Below are 15,378 nucleotides of genomic sequence, written 5' to 3'. Positions count from 1 at the left end.
CTGGTCACGTCCGAGGAGGTAAGACGACTTGTGAATGAGTCGACATTTGCTCCTGGGGGTGGTCGAGCAGGGATGCCTGAGCGGGGCCAGGGCCCTACCGGGCTCGAAGCTGTCGGCTCCGTCGCAGTACGCACCTTCGCAAACCACCAGCACATGACGACGCCCCAAAAGAGCATGGACGGCCTAGACGTGAACTCCAGGGCCGGCGACCTGAGCGGCGAAAAGCCCGTGGGTTTCGCCGACTACGACAATGTGCCCGAGGGGCACTTCTACGACCCCGACGCGGAGTACGAACCGGACCCCGAGTACGCGGCCACCCTCGCCCCCGACGCTGCCCGTCAGCGCCGTGAGCGGATCGGCCCGACCGGACGCCCGCTCCCGTACTTCCCGATCCCGGGTCCGCTGACCGACCACGGTCCAGCGAAGATCATCGCGATGTGCAACCAGAAGGGCGGCGTGGGCAAGACCACGTCGACCATCAACCTGGGTGCCGCGCTCGCCGAGTACGGGCGCCGCGTGCTGCTCGTCGACTTCGACCCGCAGGGCGCGCTGTCCGTGGGTCTCGGCGTGAACCCGATGGAACTCGACCTGACGGTCTACAACCTGCTCATGGAGCGGGGCATGTCGGCCGACGAGGTGCTGCTCAAGACGGCGGTCCCCAACATGGACCTGCTGCCGAGCAACATCGACCTGTCCGCTGCCGAGGTGCAGCTGGTCAGCGAGGTCGCGCGCGAGTCCACCCTGCAGCGGGCCCTGAAGCCCCTGATGGCCGACTACGACTACATCGTGATCGACTGTCAGCCCTCGCTCGGTCTGCTGACCGTGAACGCCCTGACGGCGGCTCACAAGGTCATCGTCCCGCTGGAGTGCGAGTTCTTCGCGCTGCGCGGCGTGGCGCTGCTGACCGAGACCATCGAGAAGGTGCAGGAGCGGCTCAACCCCGAGCTGGAGCTCGACGGCATCCTCGCCACGATGTACGACTCCCGTACGGTGCACAGCCGCGAGGTGCTGGCGCGCGTCGTCGAAGCCTTCGACGACCACGTCTACCACACGGTCATCGGCCGCACGGTGCGCTTCCCGGAGACCACGGTCGCCGGTGAGCCGATCACGACGTACGCGTCCAACTCCGTCGGCGCCGCCGCCTATCGCCAGCTGGCCAGGGAGGTGCTCGCCCGGTGTCACGCCGAGTGAGTCTGCCCGGAGCCGACGAACTGTTCCGTACGACCGGGGGGATGGCGCTCCAGTCGTCCTCGCCGCGGCGCGGGGCCGAGGAGACGCCCGCCGGGGAACACTCGGCCGCTTCGGCAGAGGGCACGGCGGGCGAGGGCCGCGGCCGGGAGGCCGCGGACACCGGCGGGCCCGTCGTGGGGCAGCCCAGGCGGCCGCAGGAAGGTTCTGCCGGACCGGCCGGCGCGGGGTCCGCCCCGGTCGGCGCGGGCCGCCGGGGCAAGGGGCAGGGCAGGGGCGCGAACCGGCGCCCCAGCGGCCGCGAGCGCCACGACGAGAAGATCACGGTCTACGTCTCCGCCGAGGAGCTCATGGACCTGGAACACGCGCGGCTGGTGCTGCGCGGGGAGCACGGCCTGGCGGTGGACCGGGGCCGCATCGTCCGCGAGGCGGTCGCGGTCGTCCTCGCCGATCTGGAATCCCGCGGCGACGCGAGCATCCTCGTACGGCGCCTGCGCGGCCGCTGACCGCCCTGCGGGCCCGCTCTCCCGGTGCCCCGCCCCGCGGTGCGCCTTCCCGGAGCCGGGCCCCGGCGGCCGTCCGCCCGGTGACCGGGCCTCCGGAGGATCCGCGGCCCGGCCCCGGCCCCGGCCCCGCCCCCGACTCCGTCCCGTCGCGGAGAGCCGCCCCCACGGGGCTCCGTACGGGCGGGGAGCGCCGGTCCTGCGGTGCGGCGCCGTGCCGGGCGGTGGTCCACCGGGGAGTGCGGGGGAGCCCGTAGGCTGCTGGTGGCCGCGGCCACGGCGCCCGGCCCTCCACGCCGCCCCCATGCACCTCCTGGACCGCGATGCCCTTCCCCGCCGAATCCGGCCGACCGACCCGGCGCGTCCTGGGGCGCGGCCCCGGCGCCCCCGACACGGACCGGCAACCGGACGCGCAGGACGGCGGAGCGGGCCCCGAAGCCCCTGAGGCGCCCGCTGCGCGCCCCGCGCCGGCGGCGGGCGGTACCGAGCCGGAACGTTCCCCCGGGCCCGCAGACGGGCAGCAGCAGCCCCCTGAGTCCCACCCGGCCCCGGACGCCGGGACCGCCGCAGGCCCGGACACCGCACCCCCCGCGGGCGGGGACGGGCGGTTCACCCTGCGGCTCGCCAACTTCGAAGGCCCCTTCGACCTGCTGCTCCAGCTGATCTCGCGGCACAAGCTCGACGTCACCGAGGTCGCGCTGTCCAAGGTCACCGACGAGTTCATGGCGCACATCCGCGCCATGGGGCCCGACTGGGACCTCGACCAGACCACCGAGTTCCTCGTCGTCGCCACCACCCTCCTCGACCTGAAGGCCGCCCGGCTGCTGCCGGTCGCCGAGGTCGAGGACGAGGCGGACCTGGCCCTGCTGGAGGCCCGGGACCTGCTCTTCGCGCGCCTGCTCCAGTACCGCGCCTACAAGCAGATCGCCGAGATCTTCGAGCGGCGCGCGGAGGCCGAGGGCAGGCGGTACCCGCGCACGGTCGGACTGGAGCCGCACCACGCGGACCTGCTGCCCGAGGTCGTCATCAGCGTCGGGCCGGAAGGTTTCGCCCGGCTGGCCGTGAAGGCCATGCAGCCCAGGGCCAAGCCCCAGGTGTACGTGGACCACATCCACGCCCCCCTGGTCAGCGTGCGCGAGCAGGCCGGGCTGGTCGCGCGGATGCTGAAGGCGCGCGGGGAGGCCACCTTCCAGGAGCTCACCGAGGACGCCGGGGACACCCTCACCGTCGTCGCGCGCTTCCTGGCCCTGCTGGAGCTCTACCGGGAGAAGGCGGTCGTCCTCGACCAGGAGGAGGCGCTGCAGACCCTCACCGTGCGCTGGAGCGGCGGGGACGGCGACGGCATGCCGACCGTGACCGACGAGTTCGACCAGATCGTGGAGGCGAAGGATTGAACGGCGACGTGAGCGCGGTGGCCGCGCTGGAGCTGAAGCCCGCTTTGGAGGCCGTGCTCATGGTCGTGGACGAGCCGGCCACCGAGGCGCACCTGGCCAAGGTGCTGGAGCGCAGCCCGCGCGAGGTCGGGCAGGCGCTGCGGGAGCTCGCCGACGAGTACACGGCCGCCCGCCGGGGCTTCGAGCTGCGGCTGGTCGCCGGCGGCTGGCGCTTCTACACCCGGGCCGCGTACGCGCCGGCCGTCGAGGGCTTCGTGCTGGACGGCCAGCAGGCCCGGCTCACCCAGGCGGCCCTGGAGACCCTGGCGGTCGTCGCGTACCGGCAGCCGGTGAGCCGATCGCGGGTCTCCGCGGTCCGCGGAGTCAACTGCGACGGGGTCATGCGGACCCTCCTCCAGCGCGGTCTGGTGGAGGAGGCGGGGACGGAACCCGAAACAGGTGCGATCCTGTACAGGACGACGAACCACTTTTTGGAGCGGATGGGCCTGCGCGGTCTTGACGAGCTCCCGGAGCTCGCGCCCTTCCTCCCCGAGGCGGAGGCGATCGAAGCCGAGACGCAGGAAGGTGTTCCGTCGTTCGATCCGGACGCACCGGACACAGATGCAGACGACGACAAGACGACGGAACTTTGATGCGAAGCAGCGGCAACGGCAACGGTGGCGGCAACAGGAACAGCGGCGGCGGAGGCGGCGGGCGCGGTAACTCCCGCGGCGGCTCCTCCAGCGGCGGCGGAGGCTACCGCGGGAGCGGCTCCGGCGGCGGCAGCGGCTCCGGCGGCTCCCGTGGCGGCAGCTCCGGCGGAGGCTCCCGGGGCGGCAGCGGCTCCGGCGGCTCCCGCGGCGGCTACCAGGGCGGCGGCTCCGGCGGCTCCCGTGGTGGCTACCAGGGCGGCGGCTCGCGCGGCGGCAGCTCCGGCGGCGGCTACCAGGGCGGTGGCGGCTACCAGGGCGGCTCCGACTCGCGCGACCGCGACCAGCCGGCCCCCCGCATCCGAAACCCGCGTCCCGAGGAGCGCCGCTACGACGTCGGCCCCGAGGGCGAGCGCAGCGGACGCAGCGGCCCCAAGGCGGGCGGCGGCGGTGCCCGCGGCGCCGCGGCGCGCGGTGGCGCCAAGGGCGGTCCCCGTACCTCCAGGACCCCCGGCATCGGCGGCGCCGGCGGCCCGCGCAGCGGCCCCGGCAGCCGGAGCGGCCAGTCCCGCCCGCGCGAGCTGGACGCGCGGATCGAGGAGCGCGTGCGCGACCGGTACGCCGACAAGCCCGTGATCAAGACCCCGAAGACCTTCCCGGGTGCCGAGGAGGAGGGCGAGCGTCTGCAGAAGGTCCTCGCCCGCGCCGGCATGGGTTCGCGCCGCGCCTGCGAGGAGCTCATCGAGCAGGCCCGCGTCGAGGTCAACGGCGAGATCGTGCTGGAGCAGGGCAAGCGAGTCCTGCCGAAGGACGAGATCAAGGTGGACGGCCTGACCGTCGCCACCCAGTCGTACCTGTTCTTCGCGCTGAACAAGCCCGCCGGTGTCGTCTCCACCATGGAGGACCCGGACGGCCGTCAGTGCCTCGGCGACTACGTCACCAACCGCGAGACCCGTCTCTTCCACGTCGGCCGGCTCGACACCGAGACGGAGGGCATCATCCTGCTCACCAACCACGGTGAGCTGGCCCACCGCCTCACGCACCCGAAGTACGGCGTGAAGAAGACGTACGTGGCGGCCATCACCGGCCCGCTGCCGCGCGAGATCGGCAAGCGGCTCAAGGACGGCATCGAGCTGGAGGACGGCTACGCCCGCGCCGACCACTTCCGCGTCGTCGACCAGGTCGGCAAGAACTACCTGGTCGAGGTCACCCTCCACGAGGGCCGCAAGCACATCGTCCGCCGCATGATGGCGGAGGCCGGCTTCCCGGTCGAGAAGCTCGTCCGGACCTCCTTCGGTCCGATCGAGCTGGGCGACCAGAAGTCCGGCTGGCTGCGCCGCCTGACCAACACCGAGGTCGGCATGCTGATGCGCGAGGTCGGCCTCTAGTGCGCAGACCGGTCGCCGCGCAGGCGGCCGGTCCGATCCCCGGAAACCCGCGGTGCCCCAGGGCGCCGCGGGTTTTCTGCTTGTCGGGGACCCCGGTCACTGTTTATAGTCAACCTGACCATTAAACAGTCGGAGGGGGTCGTCATGAGTTGGACCATGAGCTGGACCGAGGTGCTCGGCTTCGCCACCGGCGCCCTGTGCGTCTGGCTGGTCGCCCGGCAGCACGTGGCCAACTGGCCGATCGGGATCGCCAACAACGTCTTCTTCATCGTGCTCTTCGCCCAGGCCGGCCTCTACGCCGACGCCGGGCTCCAGATCGTCTTCATCGCCCTCGCCGCCTACGGCTGGTGGTCCTGGACCCACGGGGGTGGACCAGGATCCGCCGAGGCCCTGCCGGTGCGCCGCACCACGCGCACCGAATGGGCCGGGCTCGCCGCGGCGGGGGCGGTGGGGGTGCTCGCGCTCACCCTGCTGCTGGGCCGGGCCACCGACTCCACCGTCCCCTTCTGGGACGCGCTGACCACCGGGCTCTCGCTCGTCGCCACGTACGGTCAGTGCCGCAAGCTCGTGGAGTCCTGGTGGCTGTGGATCGCCGCCGACCTCGTCTACATCCCGCTCTACGCCCACAAGGGCCTCTACCTGACCTCCGCGCTCTACGTGGGCTTCCTCGCCCTGTGCGTGGTCGGACTCCTCGGCTGGCGGCGCACCCTGCCCGCCCGGGACGCCCGTACGGCGGCGGAGGCGACGGCATGAGGCGCCACGGCCACGGCCTGGTCCTCGGCAAGTTCTACCCGCCGCACGCCGGGCACCACCACCTCGTACGCACCGCCCAGGACCAGTGCGAGCGGCTGACCGTGCTGGTGTGCGCGGCCTCCGTGGAGTCGGTCCCGCTCGCCGACCGGGTCGCCTGGATGCGCGAGGCGCACCCCGGGGCCGAGGTCGTCGGCGCGGTGGACGACATCCCCGTCGACCTGCACGACCCGCAGATCTGGGAGGCGCACATGGCCGTCTTCCGCGGCGCGGTCCACGGGCGGGTGGACGCCGTGTTCACCTCGGAGGAGTACGGGAGCGAGCTCGCCCGGCGGTTCGGCGCCGAGGAGGTCCTCGTGGACCGGGAACGGACGCTGTTCCCGGTGTCCGGTACGGCGGTGCGCAGGGACCCGGCCGGCACCTGGGAGTTCCTCGGTCCGGCCGTCCGGGCCGCCCTGACCCGGCGCGTCGTCGTCCTCGGCGCGGAGTCCACCGGGACCACCACGCTGTCACGGGCCCTGGCCGACCACTACCGGCGGCGCGGCGGCGTATGGGCCAAGACGGGCTGGGTCGCCGAGTACGGGCGCCGGTACAGCGAGGAGAAGCTGGCGGCGGCACGCGCCGCCGACCCGGCCGCCTCCTGGGCGGACGTCTCCTTCACCTCGCAGGAGTTCCCGGTCATCGCGCGCCACCAGGACGCGGACGAGGAGCAGGCGGCCCGGCTCGGCTCCCCGGTGCTGTTCTGCGACACCGACTCCTTCGCCACCGGCATCTGGCACGAGCGGTACACGGGCGGCCGCAACGCCGAGGTCGAGCGGATCGCCGACCTCACCCGGCGGGACCTGTACCTGCTCACCGACCACGCCGACGTGCCCTTCGAGGACGACGGCCTGCGGGACGGGGAGCACCTGCGGCCCTGGATGACCGAGCGGTTCCGGGCGGAACTGGAGCGCACCGGAAGGCGTTTCCTCGTCGTGCGCGGGGACCGGGCGGCCCGGCTGGAGGCGGCCGTCCGCGCCGTGGACGCGCTGCTGGCCGAGGGCTGGCACTTCACCGACCCCCTTCCGGAGAACCGATGACCGCCGGCTATGACCCGTACGCCTTCGAGCCGTTCGCGGTGACCGCCGACCTGGCCGTCTTCACCGTGCGCGGCGGCGCCCTGCACGTCCTGCTGATCCGGCGCGGCCAGGAGCCGTACGCCGGGGCCTGGGCGCTGCCCGGCGGGTTCGTCCTGCCGCGGGAGTCCGCCGAGACCGCCGCCCGGCGCGAACTGGCCGAGGAGACCGGCCTGCCGGACCGGCTCGTGGCCGAACTCCACCTGGAGCAGCTGCGCACGTACAGCGAACCGGACCGCGACCCCCGGATGCGGGTGGTCTCGGTGGCCTTCACCGCCCTCGTACCGGACCTGCCGGAGCCGGCCGCCGAGGGCGGCGGGGACGCGGCGCACGCCCGCTGGACCGCGCTGGACGAGGTCTCGGAACTCGCCTTCGACCACGCGGTGATCCTGGCCGACGCACACGAGCGGATCGGCGCCAAGCTGGAGTACACCTGCCTGGCCACCGGCTTCTGCCCGCCCGAGTTCACCCTCGGCGAGCTGCAGTCCGTCTACGAGACCGTCTGGGACACCACCCTCGACCGCCCCAACTTCCGCCGCAAGGTCCTGGCGACGCCGGGATTCGTCGAGGCCGTACCGGGCGCCGCCCGGCTGACCGGCGGCCGCGGCAAACCGGCCGCCCTCTACCGGCCCGGTCCGGCGACCACCCTCCACCCACCTCTGCTGCGACCGGAAGGATCCTCCCGATGACCACCAAGCGAGCCGCCACCGGCGCCATGATCGGCCTGGCCCTGGGCGACGCCCTCGGCTTTCCGACCGAGTTCAACGACGTGCCCTCGATCCTGGCCAAGACGGGGCCCTGGCGCGAGATGAGCCTGCCGCGCCCGGCGATCGTCACGGACGACACCCAGATGACCCTCGCCCTGGCCCGAGGCCTGCGCACGGCGGCCGGGCGCGGCCCGGTGGGCCCGCTGCGGCTGACCCGGCCGGTCCGCGAGGAGTTCGTCGACTGGTACCACTCCCCGGAGAACAACCGGGCCCCGGGCCGCACCTGCATGACGGCCTGCCGGCTGCTGGACACCTCGGACCGGGACTGGCGCGACGCCAGCCAGATCGGCTCCAAGGGCTGCGGCGCCAACATGCGGGTGGTCCCGGTCGGGCTGGTGCCGGGCTGGACCGAGGAGGAGCGGGCCGGAGCCGCGCAGCTCCAGTCGGCCCTCACCCACGGACACCCGACGGCGCTCGCCGCCTCCGACCTGACCGCCCGGGCCGTGTACCTGCTGGCCGAGGGGACCGAGGTGACCGGGCTCGTCGGGCGGCTGCGCTCGTACGCCCTGGAGAACCGCACCCGCTACCACGAGCGCTGGCTGGGCGACCTGTGGATGCGGACCGCGTCCGACGCCTCCCCGGAGTCCTTCATCGCCCGGGGCTGGGACGAGTGCCTGGCGGTCCTCGACCGGCTCGCGGCCGCCCTGCGGTCCCCCTCCCCGGAGACCGACCCCTGCCTGACCACGGGCGACGGCTGGATCGCCGAGGAGGCCCTCGCCACCGCCCTGCACTGCTTCCTGCTCTTCCCCGACGAGCCGCTGACCGCGCTGCGCCGGGCCGCCTGCACGCGCGGCGACTCCGACTCCATCGCCTGCCTCGCGGGCGCCTTCGCCGGAGCCCACCTCGGCGCGGACGTCTGGCCCCGCGAGTGGGAGGGCCGCATCGAGTACCGGGACGAGCTCCTGGCCTTCGGCACCCTCTGGGACGCTTGAGCCATGCTGGACGCACTGAGTATCGACCTGACCCCCGTCGTGGCGGAGCAGCCCGACTCGCTGCTCTTCGCCACGGTCTCCGGCGCGCACCTGTACGGCTTCCCGTCCCGGGACTCCGACATCGACCTGCGCGGCGCCCACCTGCTCCCGGCGCAGGCCCTGCTGGGCCTGCGCGAGCCGGAGGAGACCCGGACCCGGATGTGGGACCGGGACGACGTGGAGATGGACCTCGTCACGCACGACCTGCGCAAGTTCGTCCGCCTGATGCTGAACCGCAACGGCTACGTCCTGGAGCAGCTCCTCTCCCCGCTCGTGGTCCACACGACGGCGGCGCACGAGGAACTGATCGCGCTGGCTCCGGGCGTGCTGACCTCCCACCACGCCCACCACTACCGGGGGTTCGCGCGCACCCAGTGGCGGCTCTTCGAGAAGGCCGCCGAACTGAAACCACTGCTCTACGCGTTCCGGGCGCTGCTCACCGGCATCCACCTCATGCGGTCGGCCGAGGTGCAGGCGCACCTGCCGACCCTGCTGGCCGAGGTGCCGGAGGCGCCCCCGTACCTCGCCGCCCTCATCGAGGCCAAGGTGGCCGCCGAGCACGGCGGCTACGAGGGCCCGCCCGTCGGCGGCGTGCGCGAGGACTTCGAGGCGCTGCACACCGTGCTGGACGCGGCGCAGGCGGCTTCCGCGCTGCCCGAGCAGGCGACGGCGTTCGACGCGCTCGACGCGTTCGTCGTACGGCGGCGCACGCTACTCGGCTGACGCGCGGCGGGCACGGACCAGGAAGTCCTGCACCCGGGCCAGGTCCGGCTCCGCGGGCAGCACCGTGGAGGCCAGGGCGCTCTGCGTCTCCTCCTGGAGGCGGGCCATCCAGGCGTCGACCTCCTCCCAGGTGAGCTCCCCGCGGCGGACCGCGAGCAGGCGGTCCCGGTGCGGGCCGGCGTCGATGGTCAGCCGGCCGCTGCGCAGGAGGTCACGGCAGGACAGCAGCAGGCGCAGCAGGTGCATGGCGTGCTTCCAGCGCGGGGCGCCGTGGACGCGGACGTCGGCGAGGAGCTTGCCGCGCTGGGAGGCCGCGTACCGGCTGAAGCTGGTGTGGGCCCGGCGGGAGAGGAAGGCACCGCGGAGGGAGAGCAGTTCCTCGCCGACCGGGGTGACCTCTTCCACCAGGGGGGAGTGCAGGCACTCCAGGATGTTCGGGTTGGCCCGCAGGGCGAGTTCGCAGAAGCGCTCCAGCTCCCAGGAGAACTCCTCGTCCCGCGGGCCCTCCACGTGCGTGGGGGGCTTCTCGAACCGCCAGAACAGCGGCGTCGGCGCGAGGTAGACACCGCGCAGGTCGGTGTCGCTCGCCTCCGTCGCCAGTCCGAACGCCCGGGAGCCCATCACGCACCGGTAGACCGTGTGGTCCCGTACCAGCGTCAGATCGTCCATCAGGGGAGCGTAGGCGCCTGACCTGCCGCTATGCGAGCGAGATATTGCCGTCCGCCGCGACCTTGATCTTCTTCTCCGCCAGCCCCTTGGTGGCCGGACCCTTGGTCACCGCACCGTCGGCGACCGCGAACTTGCTGTTGTGGCAGGGGCAGTCGATGCTGCCGTCCTCCACCTTGTTGACCAGGCAGCCCTGGTGGGGGCAGACCGCCGTGAAGCACTTGAAGGTGCCGGCCTTGGGCTGGGTGACCACGACCTTCTCCTCCTTGAAGACCTTGCCGCCGCCCACCGGAATGTCCGCCTTCTTGGTGAGGGCCTTGTCGGCCGCGGCGCCCGTGTCCGCCGACGTGGCGGGAGCCGGGGCGGCGGGCTCGGCGGGCTGGGCGGGCACCTCGTTCGGTTCCCCCGGGGAGGCCTTTTCGCCGCCGCTGCTGCCGCAGGCGCTGATCGCGCCGCCGGCCAGGGCGGCCGCGCCGATCGTCAGTACCGTGCGCCGGGCGGTGTGCGTGAGGTCGCTCATGAGTCTCTCCTCGCTTCGTGGCCGGATGGCGTGCAGCATCCTGGCCTGCGGCGGGCCTCAGGTGAAGCCTGCCGCGCCGGTTCATCGGCCCGGTTCCCATGGGGCCAGTGAGGCAGGGCTGCCGGGTGTGCGTACGACCTCCCACACGTGGATCACGGCTTCCCGGTTCAGCGGACCGTGAACATGTGGAAATCGGCCACCGGAATCACTCTCCCGGCGGACCTCGGCGGTCAGCACGCTCTCGTCGAGCTCCACCGCGAGCAGGATCCCGGGTACCGACCGGTAGTGCGCGTCGACGATCGCGAGTGCCGTGGGGCGGTCCGCGGAGCAGTGGACGAACCCTTCGGACTCCAGCGATGCCGGAGCGTACGGGAGCTCGGGGGAGGCGGCCCAGTCGGCGAGCGGGACGATGTGGAAGATCATGCGGATGGTTCTACCGCAGAGGGCGCGGGCGTGTGCGCCAGGTGGCGGAATGGTCCGCCACAGGTGACACATCCGGGCCCAAAAAGTCTGACCGCCCGGCAGCGCTGCACGAGGGCCCGGCCGCCGTCCCACGGGATGGGCGGTCGGGCCCTCGTGCCGCGGGTGCTGGATACCCTGGCCGGACAGTCCGTCAGCTCGCCTTTTCGTCCCCTGGGAGTGCCCCGTGAGAACCGCCGTCGTCATCGGAACCGGACTGATCGGCACCTCCGCGGCGCTCGCCCTGTCCGCCCGGGGGATCACCGTCCACCTCGCCGACCACGACCCGGGCCGGGCCCGTACGGCGGCCGCCCTCGGGGCCGGCACCGACGAGGCCCCCGAGGAGCAGGTCGACCTGGCGATCGTCGCCGTCCCGCCGGCCCACGTGGCCGCGACCCTGGCCGACCTGATCGGGCGCGGGGTCGCACGCGCCTACGTGGACGTGGCGAGCGTCAAGGGCGGACCGCGGCGGGAGCTGGCGGCGCTCGGCGTGGACGTCACCGCGTACATCGGGACGCACCCGATGGCCGGCAAGGAGCAGTCGGGGCCGCTCGCCGCCACCGCGGACCTCTTCGAGGGCCGCCCGTGGGTGCTGACCCCCACCCGGGACACCGACCACGAGGTGCTCAACCTCGCGCTGGAGCTCGTGGCCCTGTCCCGGGCCGTACCGGTGGTGATGGACGCCGACGCCCACGACCGCGCGGTGGCGCTCGTCTCGCACACCCCCCAGCTGGTCTCCAGCATGGTCGCGGCCCGGCTGGAGGAGGCCGACGAGACCGCGGTCCGGCTGTGCGGGCAGGGCATCCGCGACGTGACCCGGATCGCGGCCTCCGACCCGCGGATGTGGGTGGAGATCCTGTCGGCCAACCCGGGACCGGTGGCCGACGTCCTCGCCGGGATCGCCGCCGACCTGGAGGAGACCGTCGAGGCACTGCGGAGCCTGCAGTCCGCCGACGTGGAGAAGCGGCGCGGCGGCGCCGCGGGCATCGAGGACGTGCTGCGCCGCGGGAACGCGGGCCGGGTCCGGGTGCCGGGCAAGCACGGGGCGGCGCCCACGGTCTACGAGACGGTGGCCGTGCTCATCAGCGACCAGCCCGGCGAGCTGGCGCGGATCTTCGCCGACGCGGGGCGGGCCGGGGTCAACATCGAGGACGTACGGATCGAGCACGCGACGGGCCAGCAGGCCGGCCTCGTCCAGCTCATGGTGGAGCCGCGGGCGGTGGCCGGCCTGACCGCCGAGCTGCGCGAGCGGGGCTGGGCGCTGCGGCAGCAGTAGCGAGCGGCGGCGTTCCGGGGGCCGGACGGCCCCCGGAACGCACGGCGGGGACGGGGGCCGTCCGGGGCCGGTAACCTTGGGGAGGGGCGCTTTGCCGCGCCCGGACACGTACGCGCAACCAGGAAGGTGCCCGCACCGTGGAAACCGCAGCTCCGTCCGCCGTGATCGTCGCCATCGACGGTCCCTCCGGCACGGGCAAGTCCAGCACCTCCAAGGCCGTGGCCGCCAAGCTCGGGCTGCGCTACCTGGACACCGGCGCCCAGTACCGGGCCATCACCTGGTGGATGATCACCAACGGCGTCGACACCGACGACCCGCAGGCCATCGCGATCGCCGCCGGCAAGCCCACCATCGTGTCCGGCACCGACCCGGCCGCCCCCACCATCACCGTGGACGGCCTCGACGCCGCGGGTCCCATCCGGACCCAGGAGGTCACCTCCAAGGTCAGCGCCGTCAGCGCCGTCCCCGAGGTGCGCACGTTGATCACCGACCTGCAGCGCTCCATCGCCGCCGAGGCGGCCCAGGAGGCCGACGGGATCGTCGTCGAGGGCCGGGACATCGGCACCACCGTCCTGCCCGACGCCGACCTCAAGATCTTCCTGACCGCTTCCGCCGAGGCGCGCGCCGCCCGGCGCAGCGGCGAGCTCCGCGGCAAGGAGGCCACCGACCTCGCGGCCACCAAGGAGGCGCTGATCAAGCGCGACGCGGCCGACTCCGGACGCAAGACCTCCCCGCTGGCCAAGGCGGACGACGCCGCCGAGGTGGACACCACCGAACTCACGCTCGACCAGGTGATCGAGTGCGTCGTGACGCTGGTGGAAGAGAAGCGGGCGGGCCGCAAGTGAGCCAAGCGCCCTCCCTCAAGGGTGCGGCGGTCGGCAGGCGCATCGGCATCGGGCTCATGTACGGGCTCTGGAAGCCGCGCGTACTGGGGGCCTGGAAGGTGCCCGCCTCGGGCCCCGTCATCCTCGCCGTGAACCACTCGCACAACATCGACGGCCCCATGGTGATGGGCACCGCGCCCCGACCGCTGCACTTCCTGATCAAGAAGGAAGCGTACGTGGGCCCGCTCGGCCCCTTCCTGGACGGGATCGGGCAGGTCAAGGTCGACCGCGGCGGCCCCGACCGGACGGCGATAGGCCGCGCCCTCGGCGTGCTCGACAATGGAGGGGCCCTGGGGATATTTCCCGAGGGCACCCGGGGCGAGGGCGACTTCGCCTCGCTCCGCGCGGGCCTCGCGTACTTCGCGGTCCGCAGCGGCGCCCCCATCGTCCCCGTGGCCGTCCTGGGCAGCGGGGACACCCCGGGCCGGGTCGTCAAGGGCCTGCCGGCCCTCAAGAGCCGGGTCGACGTCGTCTTCGGCTCGGCCTTCGATGCGGGTGACGGCAGTGGCCGCCGGACCCGCACCGCGCTGGACGAGGCCACCGTACGCATCCAGGACCGGCTGACCGCCCACCTGGCCGACGCCAAGCGCCTCACCGGGCGCTGAGCGAGACTTGAAACCAGTAGTGGAACCGCGCTGCGCGGGTACCACCGATCACCACGAACGACGAGGAACGGACTTCATGAACGACCAGCACGACCACGGAGCACTTGGCGATGCCGAGTACGCGGAGTTCATGGAGCTCGCCGCGGAAGAGGGCTTCGACATCGAAGAGGTCGAAGGCGCGATCGAGGAGGCCGGTCACGGCCCGCTTCCCGTCCTCGCCGTCGTCGGCCGCCCGAACGTCGGCAAGTCGACCCTGGTGAACCGGATCATCGGCCGCCGCGAGGCGGTCGTCGAGGACAAGCCCGGCGTCACCCGCGACCGCGTCACGTACGAGGCCGAATGGGCCGGCCGCCGCTTCAAGGTCGTCGACACCGGCGGCTGGGAGCAGGACGTCCTCGGCATCGACGCCTCCGTCGCCGCCCAGGCCGAGTACGCCATCGAGGCCGCCGACGCGGTCGTCTTCGTCGTCGACTCCAAGGTCGGCGCCACCGACACCGACGAGGCCGTCGTACGGCTGCTGCGCAAGGCGGGCAAGCCCGTCGTGCTGTGCGCCAACAAGGTCGACGGCCAGAGCGGCGAGGCCGACGCGGCCTCCCTGTGGTCGCTCGGCCTCGGCATGCCGCACCCGGTCTCCTCGCTGCACGGCCGCGGCACCGGCGACATGCTCGACGCCGTCCTGGAGGCCCTGCCCGAGGCCCCCGCGCAGACCTTCGGCGGCGCCGCCCCCGGCGGCCCGCGCCGCATCGCGCTCATCGGCCGCCCGAACGTCGGCAAGTCCTCGCTCCTGAACAAGGTGGCGAAGGAGGACCGCGTCGTCGTCAACGAGCTGGCCGGCACCACCCGCGACCCGGTCGACGAGCTCATCGAACTCGGCGGCATCACCTGGAAGTTCGTCGACACCGCCGGTATCCGCAAGAAGGTCCACCTGCAGCAGGGCGCCGACTACTACGCCTCCCTGCGCACGGCCGCCGCCGTCGAGAAGGCGGAGGTCGCGGTGATCCTGATCGACACCACCGAGACCATCAGCGTCCAGGACCAGCGCATCATCACGATGGCCGTCGACGCCGGCCGCGCGATCGTGATCGCGTACAACAAGTGGGACGAGCTCGACGAGGAGCGCCGCTACTACCTCGAGCGCGAGATCGAGACCGAGATGCAGCAGGTCGCCTGGGCGCCCCGGGTGAACGTCTCGGCGCTCACCGGCCGTCACATGGAGAAGCTGGTCCCGGCGATCGAGACGGCGCTGGCGGGCTGGGAGACGCGCGTCCCCACCGGCCGGCTGAACGCCTTCCTCGGTGAGGTCGTCGCCGCCCACCCGCACCCGATCCGTGGCGGCAAGCAGCCCCGCATCCTGTTCGGTACCCAGGCGGGCAGCAAGCCGCCGCGGTTCGTCCTCTTCGCCTCCGGCTTCCTGGAGCACGGCTACCGGCGCTTCATCGAGCGCCGCCTGCGCGAGGAGTTCGGCTTCGAAGGCACCCCGATCCACATCTCGGTGCGGGTGCGCGAGAAGCGCGGCGCCCAGTACAAGAAGAAGAAGTAG

At 73.0% G+C, this 15,378-nt stretch carries 17 protein-coding genes; 14 read left to right on the top strand and 3 right to left on the bottom strand.

All coding sequences use genetic code 11. The features are described 5' to 3' along the window. Window positions 1-72: 72 nt before the first annotated feature. From JYK04_RS12075 to JYK04_RS12030, 10 genes are all read left to right on the top strand, one after another. The gene (locus JYK04_RS12075) at window positions 73-1,191 is read left to right on the top strand and encodes a ParA family protein (RefSeq protein ID WP_078626630.1); all 1,119 of its coding nucleotides are present in this window, start codon (window positions 73-75) and stop codon (window positions 1,189-1,191) included. Next, entirely contained in the window at window positions 1,176-1,694 is a 519-nt protein-coding gene (locus tag JYK04_RS12070) for a hypothetical protein (protein WP_189739670.1), read from the top strand. The genes JYK04_RS12075 and JYK04_RS12070 overlap by 16 nt, the downstream gene beginning before the upstream one ends. A 320-nt stretch (window positions 1,695-2,014) precedes the next feature. Continuing rightward, on the top strand, window positions 2,015-3,085 hold the full coding sequence (locus tag JYK04_RS12065; protein WP_189739673.1) for a segregation and condensation protein A: 1,071 nt from the start codon (window positions 2,015-2,017) through the stop codon (window positions 3,083-3,085). An 8-nt stretch (window positions 3,086-3,093) separates the two neighbouring features. Then, on the top strand, window positions 3,094-3,717 hold the full coding sequence (gene scpB, locus JYK04_RS12060) for an SMC-Scp complex subunit ScpB (RefSeq protein ID WP_373297454.1): 624 nt from the start codon (window positions 3,094-3,096) through the stop codon (window positions 3,715-3,717). Beyond that, window positions 3,717-5,102: a pseudouridine synthase gene (locus JYK04_RS12055; protein WP_189739679.1), complete on the top strand. Its 1,386-nt coding sequence runs from the start codon at window positions 3,717-3,719 to the stop codon at window positions 5,100-5,102. Before scpB ends, JYK04_RS12055 begins: the two co-directional genes overlap by 1 nt. Window positions 5,103-5,246: 144 nt before the next feature. Beyond that, a complete protein-coding gene (pnuC, locus tag JYK04_RS12050) occupies window positions 5,247-5,855 on the top strand; it encodes a nicotinamide riboside transporter PnuC (RefSeq protein WP_229875693.1) in 609 nt (202 codons plus the stop codon). Beyond that, the gene (locus tag JYK04_RS12045; protein ID WP_189739681.1) at window positions 5,852-6,931 is read left to right on the top strand and encodes an AAA family ATPase; all 1,080 of its coding nucleotides are present in this window, start codon (window positions 5,852-5,854) and stop codon (window positions 6,929-6,931) included. Before pnuC ends, JYK04_RS12045 begins: the two co-directional genes overlap by 4 nt. Continuing rightward, a complete protein-coding gene (locus tag JYK04_RS12040) occupies window positions 6,928-7,656 on the top strand; it encodes an NUDIX hydrolase (protein ID WP_189739684.1) in 729 nt (242 codons plus the stop codon). The genes JYK04_RS12045 and JYK04_RS12040 overlap by 4 nt, the downstream gene beginning before the upstream one ends. Then, entirely contained in the window at window positions 7,653-8,666 is a 1,014-nt protein-coding gene (locus JYK04_RS12035; protein ID WP_189739685.1) for an ADP-ribosylglycohydrolase family protein, read from the top strand. Before JYK04_RS12040 ends, JYK04_RS12035 begins: the two co-directional genes overlap by 4 nt. Window positions 8,667-8,669: 3 nt before the next feature. Next, on the top strand, window positions 8,670-9,428 hold the full coding sequence (locus tag JYK04_RS12030) for a nucleotidyltransferase domain-containing protein (RefSeq protein WP_189739688.1): 759 nt from the start codon (window positions 8,670-8,672) through the stop codon (window positions 9,426-9,428). On the opposite strand, the gene JYK04_RS12025 is transcribed toward JYK04_RS12030, so the two are convergent. From JYK04_RS12025 to JYK04_RS12015, 3 genes are all read right to left on the bottom strand, one after another. Next, on the bottom strand, window positions 9,417-10,097 hold the full coding sequence (locus JYK04_RS12025; protein ID WP_189739691.1) for a nucleotidyltransferase domain-containing protein: 681 nt from the start codon (window positions 10,095-10,097) through the stop codon (window positions 9,417-9,419). The genes JYK04_RS12030 and JYK04_RS12025 overlap by 12 nt on opposite strands. 28 nt (window positions 10,098-10,125) lie before the next feature. After that, window positions 10,126-10,614 (bottom strand): Rieske (2Fe-2S) protein, encoded by a 489-nt coding sequence (locus tag JYK04_RS12020; protein WP_189739693.1) that lies wholly within the window; start codon window positions 10,612-10,614, stop codon window positions 10,126-10,128. An 81-nt stretch (window positions 10,615-10,695) separates the two neighbouring features. After that, window positions 10,696-11,037: a DUF952 domain-containing protein gene (locus tag JYK04_RS12015; protein ID WP_189739695.1), complete on the bottom strand. Its 342-nt coding sequence runs from the start codon at window positions 11,035-11,037 to the stop codon at window positions 10,696-10,698. A gap of 223 nt (window positions 11,038-11,260) precedes the next feature. Between JYK04_RS12015 and JYK04_RS12010 the strand changes: the two genes are divergently transcribed. The 4 genes from JYK04_RS12010 to der all read left to right on the top strand — a co-directional run bounded on the left by JYK04_RS12010 (window position 11,261) and on the right by der (window position 15,378). Further along, window positions 11,261-12,349, top strand: a complete 1,089-nt coding sequence (locus JYK04_RS12010; protein ID WP_189739697.1) for a prephenate dehydrogenase — start codon at window positions 11,261-11,263, stop codon at window positions 12,347-12,349. Window positions 12,350-12,486: 137 nt separating this feature from the next. Beyond that, on the top strand, window positions 12,487-13,194 hold the full coding sequence (gene cmk, locus JYK04_RS12005) for a (d)CMP kinase (RefSeq protein ID WP_189739699.1): 708 nt from the start codon (window positions 12,487-12,489) through the stop codon (window positions 13,192-13,194). Window positions 13,195-13,250: 56 nt separating this feature from the next. Continuing rightward, the gene (locus tag JYK04_RS12000; protein WP_373297459.1) at window positions 13,251-13,838 is read left to right on the top strand and encodes a lysophospholipid acyltransferase family protein; all 588 of its coding nucleotides are present in this window, start codon (window positions 13,251-13,253) and stop codon (window positions 13,836-13,838) included. 76 nt (window positions 13,839-13,914) lie between these two features. Continuing rightward, window positions 13,915-15,378 carry a ribosome biogenesis GTPase Der gene (der, locus tag JYK04_RS11995; protein ID WP_189739705.1) on the top strand — a complete coding sequence of 488 codons (1,464 nt, stop codon included), beginning with the start codon at window positions 13,915-13,917 and terminating at the stop codon, window positions 15,376-15,378.

Origin of the sequence: Streptomyces nojiriensis (genome assembly GCF_017639205.1) — a bacterium.
GTDB classification, from domain to species: domain Bacteria; phylum Actinomycetota; class Actinomycetes; order Streptomycetales; family Streptomycetaceae; genus Streptomyces; species Streptomyces nojiriensis.
This window is presented reverse-complemented; position numbering and strand designations above follow the sequence as displayed.